The organism is Bartonella phoceensis (assembly GCF_902825145.1).
Taxonomy (GTDB): Bacteria; Pseudomonadota; Alphaproteobacteria; order Rhizobiales; family Rhizobiaceae; genus Bartonella; species Bartonella phoceensis.
In genome coordinates, this window is sequence record NZ_CADEAD010000010.1 from 26,683 (window position 1) to 34,566 (window position 7,884).

The following is a 7,884-nucleotide window of genomic DNA, read 5'->3' on the forward strand; positions in this document are numbered from 1 at the left end:
ATTTATATACTTTCCCCCATTATAGCCACAATAAGCCACTGAGCAGTGAGAGCTGGCTTTTTGAGCTGTTCAATTTCCACCGTGACTCCATAATGGAAAACAACACGACCAGAAGGACGGATCTCAGCATCATTTAAAATAAAATGAGCACGCACTTTTACACCTGTTTTCACAGGACTCATAAAGCGTACCTTATCAAAACCATAATTAATCCCCATGGTTGCCCCTTCCAATTCTGGAAGTGCCTCATAAGCAAGCGTAGACAAAAGCGATAACGTTAAAAAACCATGTGCAATAGTCCCACCAAAAGGCGTGTTTTTAGCCCTTTGCTCATCTACATGTATCCATTGATGATCATCTGTTGCACATGCAAATTGATTAATCATATCCTGTGTAACAAGACGCCACCGAGATAATCCTACTTCTTTCCCAATAAAATTGACGACATCTTGCACTGCTATTTTTTGCGGCATAACGCTATTCCCGTTTTATTTGATAAAAGTACTCCGCCCCTCTTGCTTTTATAAAACCCATTGATTAGAGCATCAAGAACAAAAGATTAATTGTTTTAAAAGCAAATGCGCTTTAAATAAAAAATACCTTCTCCATAAGGTAGTTTTTAAATGGGAAAAAACAATGGCAAGCAATGTAGTCCTAACCGGTTTAGCACGTGACTTGAGGCAACGTGCAGAAAACCATCCCCCCATTCGTATTGGACTGATTGGCTGCGGTGAAATGGGAACAGATTTGCTCTCAAGTGTTGCGCATATGGATGGTATAACAATTGCAGCTGTTGCCACCCGCACACCATCACGTGTTCTTGATGCCGCTGCATTAGCCTATGGCGAAGATGGACATGTCCATGAAGTTGAAAATGCTCACGCCCTAACCCAAACCATTGAAAAAGGTTTGATTGCTGCTACAGACGATCTTAATCTTGTTTTATGCCATGAGCAAATTGATATTATCGTTGATGCAACAGGATATCCTGAAGCTGGAGCAGAAATTGGCATCAAAGCACTTGAAAACAACAAACATCTTGTCATGATGAATGTTGAAGCAGATGTTACGATTGGTGCTTATCTAAAACATGAAGCAGAAAAACGAGGCCTTGTGTATACACTTGGTGCCGGTGATGAGCCAACTTCTTGCATGGAACTCATTGAATTTGTTTCAGCCCTTGGGCATAAGATTGTTGTAGCTGGTAAGGGAAAAAATAATCCTCTACTCTTTGATGCCATACCGGATGCTTATGAAGAAGAAGCATTACGACGTAACATGAATGTTCGCATGTTGGTTGAATTCATTGATGGTTCAAAAACAATGGTTGAAATGGCAGCAATTGCCAATGCAACTGGGCTTCTCCCCGATTGCCCAGGAATGCATGGTCCACAAGCAGCGCTTCAAGATTTAAGCAAAGTGCTTATCCCAAAACAGGATGGTGGTATTTTAAACCAGCGTGGTGTTGTAGATTACTCAACAGGTCAAGGCGTTTCCCCGGGTGTTTTTGTCATTGCAGAAATAGCACACCCACGTCTACGTGAACGTATGGAAGATTTAAAAATTGGTCAGGGGCCTTACTTCACCTTTCATCGCCCCTATCACTTAACAGCAATGGAAGTTCCCCTAACCTGTGCACGAATTATGCTTTATGGTAAAAAAGATATGGCACCTCTTGATCATCCCGTAGCAGAAGTTTGTGCTGTGGCTAAAAAAGATTTATATCCTGGCGATCAGCTAGACTTTATCGGTCTTTATACTTACCGTGCTTGGTTAATGAGCCATACAGAAGCACGCGCACACCAAGCCATTCCCTGTGGACTTTTGGAAAAAGCAACAGTGACAGCTAAAATTAAAAAAAACGAACTCATTACGGTACATAATACCGCTATTCGTAAAAACCAATGGATTGCACGTCTTCGCACCAAACAAGACATTTTGCTTAACGGCCTCCCGTCCTCCTACTAATGCGTGAATGTAACCTTATTGTTTTTATTTAATATATTGATTTATTTTGCTTTTTCAAACTCCTCTTATAATAACTCAATAAAAACCACTCCATTTACACCGCACAAAGGAAATGAGCATATGGATAAAATTTTTTAAGAAAGTAGAAAATATACCTCTCATGAAGAATTATGCAAGGATAGTGGCAATATTGGAAGAGAGTAAAATAAAGACAGTGCTCGCTTACTCCCCACAAAAGAACCATAAACTGCCAACAGAAAACCCACACCCTACCACTTTGAAAAACAAAAACACCAATCGCAAGACTTTTAACTTTGATAATGCTAACAAAAGACACATTTAGTATTAACAATAGTGATTTTCCAATACAGTATACATCATTTCAAATATTGATTTTTTTAAACAGAATGGAGTGAACAAAAACGCATCTACCTTGTCGATAAACCTTCTAGAGTGTACAGAACATTCCTAAAAGAGATACAACAGCACCAACCATATCCCCAACACATAAAGAAGCAAGAAGCGATAAAACACCTATCCCACCCCAAAAGGCTGTACCTGAAAATGCAGAAACTTTTTCAACTTTCCCAAAAGTGAATTCATTTTGCCCTTCAAGATTATGGATAACATCCCTATCTAGCGCTTCAATAACTACGCTCTTTTCTAGTGTAGAAACAATTCTACTTTCTTGAAATTGATTTTTTACAAAACTTGCATTTCCCTCCAAAGTTTGTACAAAAAAAAGAATAAATACTGTAAAAATAAATGAACACACATGATTTTCAAATATTTTAAACATAGCTTTCTTTGCTCCTCTTTTTCTTCACTGAAAAAGTAAAAGTATATTTATATTTATAAAAATCAAAAATTGTATTTAATCGTTTTGATACATATAAAAAATATGATACGTATCTCCTCGATATAAAACGCAATATACAACATTATGTATTGCATGTAAAGACACAAAAAAAACATAATTTAAATTTGTAAAATACAAAATAGTTGTATGTGGATGCTAAATTCACATTATTTTAGAAAAATACGATAAGAACAAAATAAACGCTCTCGCTCATCTATATCAACGCATCATCCCTAGAAACTTTGAGAAGATCATTTTAGCAAAGGAAGCAGGATCGCAGGCAAAGTCTGTGTAACCACAACCTCCATAATAACAGAAATACTGTAGTTATTTTTCCTTTCCAGTAAAAAATATGCATAACTTCATCTGAAATTAAGCTTTTAGTAGACAGATGAAAAAAATCTATTTTCATCATATGATGTGAAGTATTCTATTCCCTTGTTCCCCTCTTGCCAAAAACAAGAGCACATATCAAAAACTTCCACAAAATATATCTCCTCTTTGAGTATTGGTAACTCCATATTATACCAAAAGTATCCTCATATCGTATCAAAAATTGAAGTAATTTTTTTCAATAAGACACTTATTGTTTTAAACAAATCACTCATTTCTATTGTATATATATTTGATATGTAAAACACTCTTATTTGCGTTTCTCCCATAGATAGATTAAATTGGAGAAACGACTCTAGCATTTTTAATCAATCTGTTTCTATTAACTTCGTTTTTGGACAATAATTTTATGGTATCCGATACACCTTTCCTTGCTCTTTTACCTTTGGGCGCCCATGAATATCACGGCAAACATCTCCCCTTTGAAACCGACTGGATTATTGCCGAAGCTTTTGCACAAGCACTCACCTTACAAACAAAAGAGCAATTCCCTATCGCACTCTTACCAGTTGAAAAGATTGGCTATTCGAGCGAACATATGGATGTTATTGGTACGAAAACACGCACCTTTTCTGATGCCATCAAACGATGGATCAATATTGGTGAGAGTTGCTATCGTAAAGGTATTAAACGTTTTCTTCTTCTCAACGCTCACGGAGGAAATTCGCCTTTAATGAGCATCGTGATTACCGAATTACGTAGGCGTTTTTCCATGCTTGCGGTTGCAACAAGCTGGAATCGTTTTGGTCTACCACAAGGTTTAATGGAGCCCTCCCAACAGCATCTTGATATTCATGGAGGATTTATCGAAACCTCCTTAATGCTTTATTTAGCACCAGAAAAAGTACATATGGAGAAAGCAAAAAAATTTCATAATAAGCAAGCTGACATGATTGCTAATTATCGGTATTTACGTGCTTATGGTCCGCACGCTTTTGGCTGGACAATGCGTGATCTTAACCGGCAAGGAGCAGCAGGCAATGCAAGCCAAGCAACCTCAAAAGCAGGTGAAGCAATTTTTTCTCATGTTCTTTGTGGGCTTTGTGATTTACTTGATGACATCAACCGATTTAAAATAAATTCGTTACAATAAAGTTTCTTCATGGAAAAGACACAGAATATGCTCAACAAACTTCCCGTTACAGTTCTCACCGGCTATCTTGGCTCAGGAAAAACCACTCTTCTCAATCGCATTCTCAGCGAAAATCATGGCAAACGTTACGCAGTTATCGTCAATGAATTTGGTGAAATTGGTATTGATAATGACCTTATTATTGAATCGAACGAAGAAATTTATGAAATGAATAATGGTTGTGTTTGCTGCACTGTACGCGGTGATCTTATTCGCATTCTAGAAAGCCTCATGCAACGCTCTCATCGATTTGATGCCATCATTATAGAAACAACAGGACTTGCTGATCCTATTCCCGTTGCGCAAACTTTTTTCATGGATGATACTGTACATGAAAAAACAGCTCTTGACAGTATCATAGCAGTCGTTGATGCAAAGCATTTGCCATCCCAACTGAAAAAGAGCCGTGAAGCTGAAGATCAAATTGCCTTCTCTGATATCATTCTTTTAAATAAGATTGATCTTGTCAATGCACAGGAGCGTGCTCATGTTGAATCGCTCATTCTGACAATTAATCCACAAGCAGTACTTTACGCAACAGAACGCGCTAATATTCCCCTTGAGAAACTCCTTAATCTTGGTTCCTTTGATCTCCAATGTGTTTTAGAGAACAAACCTCATTTTCTTGATCACCATCATTCAGACCATATCTGTGGTCCCGATTGCAATCATGATCATCAACATCACCACGCATCCACCATTCATGACATTACGGTTACTTCTGTAAGTTTAAAAACAGGAGCCCTTCAACCAGAAAAGTTTTTTCCCTGGATCCAACAAATTACACAGCAACAAGGTCCTGATATTTTGCGTTTAAAGGGGATTATTGCCTTTCAAGGAGACAATGATAGATATGTCATTCAAGGCATACATATGATTCTTGAAGGGCAACATCAACGTCCATGGCGTGAAGATGAAAAACGTGAAAGCCGGCTTGTTTTTATTGGTCGCAGCCTTGATGCTGAAAAGCTTAAAACTGGTTTTGAAAATTGTGCATAAGTGAGTAACAATGCCAAGTATTACCAAATATGATCTGAAAAGCTACTGTCTTTCCTGCGGCTTTATAAACAAAAAACCAGCCTTCGTTTCCGTGGAAGGTTTTATTGTTTTTTTTAACCAAACTCCACAAATTATTGAAGTTCACCAAGGAACAGTTTCAAGCCATTTTGCCCCTGATAATACCGCTATCATCACTGGTGGAGAAGATGGAAAAGCCTGTCAAACAACAGCAGATGGTCACACACAAATACTGGGACAACAGAAACGCAAATGGATAAGCAGTGTTGCTTTTGGACCACAGAAAGTTTTTGCCTTTGCCTCCTCACGTTTAACATTAGTAAATGTTGGAAAAGATCTGCAAGAACTTATTCATGAACGTAATGTAGAAGGCCTTGCTTTTGCTCCAAAGGGTTTACGGCTTGCCATTGCTCATTACAATGGTGTTACCCTTCATTGGCTATCAACACAAACAACTCCAACCACACTTACATGGAAAGGAGCGCATTTTGGTGTCACCTTCTCACCAGACAATCGTTATGTCATTTCTACTATGCAAGAAAACGCTTTACACGGCTGGCGTCTTGCCGATAACCAGCATTTACGGATGAGTGGCTACCCAAACAAAGTTAAAAGCTTGTCTTGGAGCTCAAAAGGAAAATGGTTGGCTACCTCAGGTGCACCAGCAGCAATTGTTTGGCCCTTTCATACAAAAGATGGTCCCATTGGTAAAACACCATTGGAACTTGGTACACGAGCAGACGCACTTGTTAGTACCGTTTCATGTCACCCAAGCGAAGAAATTGTGGCTATAGGTTTCAATGATGGGATGATTTTATGTGCACATTTTCGCGATAGAAAAGAAATCCTTCTAAAAAGTTATGGGAAAAGTGCTATCTCAGCGCTAAACTGGGATCAGACGGGACACAACCTAGCCTTTGGGAGTGAAAATGGTGAATGTGGTATTATCAACATTACTGCTTAAAAAGTATCAATAGTAACAATTATTGTAGATAAAAACGATCACTCAGTCCTCCACAGATGATTGAGCAAGAAAACTCCACTTTCTTGTCTAAAGAAAAACTGAATACCTCACACGAAAAAAGATTTTAAAAATGTTTGTGCTGTTTATCTTTTAACAGGGCTATTTTCTTCTTTATAAAAGTGAAAATATCCCCCCCTAAGCAGACCAAAAATGTCTTTCCATCATCACTAACAATACCAAATATGCCCATTTCTGGGATTAGAAGAATGTGACCTAAAACTATTTTACTTAAAACCGCCTTAGCAAGATTTAAAAAATTCATTATGCTTGAAAATGAACCAATAAAAAACGTGTAAAAGAACTTTTTAAGAAAACAGCTAACATTCTTCTCATCACAACACCAGCACTTTACTTTTTTCAAAATTTCTGGTGATCAACCCTCTTTTTTCCCACCAACTTCATTGAGAACACCGCTCATTGCAACACATACCCTATTCATATATTCTGACATTCCTTCTGCAAAAAGAAAAAGTTATAATTTTAGAAATACAGTAACGCACTTTTTTAATATTTTAATCATTGTTATACTTTAAATTCTCTGCTTATTTTCTTAAAAGAAAAGTATTTTTAAAAATAAATATAATTATACATCTTTAAAAACAGTATAAATATAAGAAAATAAAGAATCTGTATGTATAAACTCTCTATAAAAGTTAATAGATATGATGTTCTAAGCTAAAAAAAATGAAAACAACACATAAAGATAAAATCACAATCAAAACTTGTAGCCTATATCAAAACCGAGAAAAAATAACAGGAACAGTGTCCGAGAAAATGATCTTCACACGCTTATATGAACAGAAAAACCGTCAATAACAAATACAAACAGCTTTTTGAAACATAACTCCGTAAGTCTCAAACATTCCTAACGAAAGAAATCATATATTATGACCTTTTTTATTAATAAACTAAGAACCGTTAGATGGAAGAATAGAGATTTTAATAAATTAAAAAGCAGCAGAATATGCTGCCTTTCTTATAAAAGTGTAGGTAATCCGTTTTCAAAAAAGACGGCGCAAACCTCCAGAAAAACTTGTTCCTGAAAAACCTGCTTTAGTAAGGCGACGTTGATAGGCAACATCTCCATGCAATACAAATTTCGGAGACAATTGCGCATTAAAACCAAGTCCCACTTCTAGGAAAGAGCCCAACGCACCTAACTGGAAATCCTTTTTAAAAGAGACAGTCTGTTTCTCTTCAAAACTATGCGAAAGATAAAGCTTATTATAAAAGGAAATAACATGGTTTTCTTCAGGGTTAGAAAGAACCTTGGTAAAACGCCCACCAAAACGCGCTGTCCACTGATCAGCGTTGCCCAGATCAACATCAATATTATCAACATCACGCACACGATCAAACTGAAAGTTCTGGTAAACAAGCTGAACCTGCGGATCAAAGAAAATTCCCTTATGCTTCATTGCAAATGTTTTACCACCCGTTAAGGAAACACTAAGCTGTTTACCTTTTAACGTCGCTGTCTTACCACGTGCA

8 protein-coding genes are annotated in these 7,884 nt (G+C 37.1%); 4 read left to right on the forward strand and 4 right to left on the reverse strand.

Annotated elements, in window-relative coordinates; translation table 11 throughout:
* Positions 1-2: 2 nt before the first annotated feature.
* The gene (locus J7R07_RS07430) at positions 3-473 is read right to left on the reverse strand and encodes a MaoC family dehydratase (RefSeq protein ID WP_208436234.1); all 471 of its coding nucleotides are present in this window, start codon (positions 471-473) and stop codon (positions 3-5) included.
* Positions 474-636: 163 nt separating this feature from the next.
* Between J7R07_RS07430 and J7R07_RS07435 the strand changes: the two genes are divergently transcribed.
* On the forward strand, positions 637-1,968 hold the full coding sequence (locus J7R07_RS07435) for an NAD(P)H-dependent oxidoreductase (protein ID WP_208436235.1): 1,332 nt from the start codon (positions 637-639) through the stop codon (positions 1,966-1,968).
* A 448-nt stretch (positions 1,969-2,416) separates the two neighbouring features.
* On the opposite strand, the gene J7R07_RS07440 is transcribed toward J7R07_RS07435, so the two are convergent.
* Positions 2,417-2,767 carry a hypothetical protein gene (locus tag J7R07_RS07440; RefSeq protein WP_208436236.1) on the reverse strand — a complete coding sequence of 117 codons (351 nt, stop codon included), beginning with the start codon at positions 2,765-2,767 and terminating at the stop codon, positions 2,417-2,419.
* An 802-nt stretch (positions 2,768-3,569) separates the two neighbouring features.
* On the opposite strand from J7R07_RS07440, the gene J7R07_RS07445 reads away from it, so the two are divergent.
* From J7R07_RS07445 to J7R07_RS07455, 3 genes are read left to right on the forward strand one after another with little or no spacing between them, the layout of a single operon-like run.
* Complete coding sequence (locus J7R07_RS07445; protein WP_208436237.1) at positions 3,570-4,313, forward strand: creatininase family protein; 744 nt, start codon at positions 3,570-3,572, stop codon at positions 4,311-4,313.
* Positions 4,314-4,322: 9 nt separating this feature from the next.
* Positions 4,323-5,351, forward strand: coding sequence for a CobW family GTP-binding protein (locus tag J7R07_RS07450; RefSeq protein ID WP_208436238.1), 1,029 nt, complete (start codon positions 4,323-4,325; stop codon positions 5,349-5,351).
* A gap of 10 nt (positions 5,352-5,361) precedes the next feature.
* Entirely contained in the window at positions 5,362-6,333 is a 972-nt protein-coding gene (locus tag J7R07_RS07455; RefSeq protein ID WP_208436239.1) for a WD40 repeat domain-containing protein, read from the forward strand.
* A 124-nt stretch (positions 6,334-6,457) separates the two neighbouring features.
* Here the strand turns inward: J7R07_RS07455 and J7R07_RS07460 are convergent, their stop codons facing one another.
* Positions 6,458-6,655: a hypothetical protein gene (locus J7R07_RS07460; RefSeq protein ID WP_208436240.1), complete on the reverse strand. Its 198-nt coding sequence runs from the start codon at positions 6,653-6,655 to the stop codon at positions 6,458-6,460.
* A gap of 739 nt (positions 6,656-7,394) precedes the next feature.
* The coding region (locus tag J7R07_RS07465) for an autotransporter outer membrane beta-barrel domain-containing protein (RefSeq protein ID WP_208436241.1) at positions 7,395-7,884 on the reverse strand (490 nt) is incomplete at its 5' end.